At 39.5% G+C, this 1,293-nt stretch carries 2 protein-coding genes and 1 pseudogene; all 3 read left to right on the top strand.

What is annotated here, in order from left to right; translation table 11 throughout:
- Positions 1 to 493: pseudogene (locus KL866_RS03985) on the top strand (hypothetical protein); the annotation flags it as partial.
- A 116-nt stretch (positions 494 to 609) separates the two neighbouring features.
- A complete protein-coding gene (locus tag KL866_RS03980; protein ID WP_214993535.1) occupies positions 610 to 918 on the top strand; it encodes a hypothetical protein in 309 nt (102 codons plus the stop codon).
- Positions 919 to 1,043: 125 nt separating this feature from the next.
- Positions 1,044 to 1,293: DUF6678 family protein (locus KL866_RS03975; RefSeq protein ID WP_409173976.1), on the top strand; the 250-nt coding region annotated here is incomplete at its 3' end.

The following is a 1,293-nucleotide window of genomic DNA, read 5'->3' as shown; positions in this document are numbered from 1 at the left end:
CCCTTATTTAAAAGTTAGGCCTCAGTTAACTATGTCAGATTTAAAGCCAGATTATTCAAGTTACTCAGTAGCCGAACTTAATGAAGCAAGAGAGTCAGTTGATAAACTCCAATTTCCTGAAAGATTTGCTGAAATACAATCAGAACTAGCTGAAAGAGGTGTAGGTAATCCCGAAGCCACAAACGTACAAAAATCAGCAAAAAACCCAGTGAAAAAGGTGCCTAATATTTTAACGAAAACAGACTCCAAAATTATTCATTTCATAATTCGAGTTTGGTGCATCATTTTGTTTTATTTGCCTGCCTCCGATCTCCATGAAGTATTTATGCAAGGGACAACTTACGCAAGGCGCTTGGGTACTATTAGTTACGATAGTAATCCCATTTCTTTTAGTATTGAAGTTGCTAAAAGTATAGTATTAGCCGGATTGCTTATATTTGGCTTTATCAAAAATCCACTAGCATTGGGTAAAAAAGGTGAGCCAAAGGCCTAACAAACAACTGTTGGCACTCACTACGTTCGCTGGGACACAAACACATGGGCCACGTCACTTCGTTCCTAATTATAGCCCATGTATTTGTGCCCCAAAGTTGGGCGTTAGGTACCGGTATGAACATACACAACACATCTGTAATTTTAAGCATTCTTGTGTTCTGTGTGGCATTTCCAATCTCGTTTGTTTGTTTATTCAGAGGCATCTATTACCTTCTATTGGCCTCGAAAAACCAAAAAGATGGCGCGTCCGAAAATAGGTTTATCAAATTCAACTTTTTAAACTCTTTAGTCATTCAAGGGGCGCTTACTGAATCTGGCAATCAACATAAGAAAAAAGGTATAAAGAACCTATCCGTTTTCATTTGTTTGTCTTTGCTGGTATTTGGTATGTTTAGTCTTTCTTCGAGTGGCAACGTTACCTAACAAAACACTAAAGGCGCTCGCGCTGCTCGCTGGGACGCTAACACATGGGCTGCGTCACTTCGTTCCTAATTTTAGCCCATGTATTACCGCCCCTTAGTGGGGTGTTATGTGCCCAAGGAAAACCGATGCTCAGTGTAATGAATAACACTAAATGGGAAGAGTTGCGCTCAGAAATGTACGAACTTAAAGCATCCTCTCCACAGTGGCGGACTAAAGATCTGACTACTGGGTATTTATCTCCATGGGATGGTGATTGGTTTTATCATTTCAGAGAAGGTGGCTTTGATTCGATTGAATGGGTCGAATTAAAGATTGATAGTACCGCTCAATATGAAATCGTCTTAGGTATTTTAAAGCAAATTAATCTACCAGGAT

The organism is Alteromonas sp. ALT199, assembly GCF_018619335.1.
Classification (GTDB): domain Bacteria; phylum Pseudomonadota; class Gammaproteobacteria; order Enterobacterales; family Alteromonadaceae; genus Alteromonas.
This window is presented reverse-complemented; position numbering and strand designations above follow the sequence as displayed.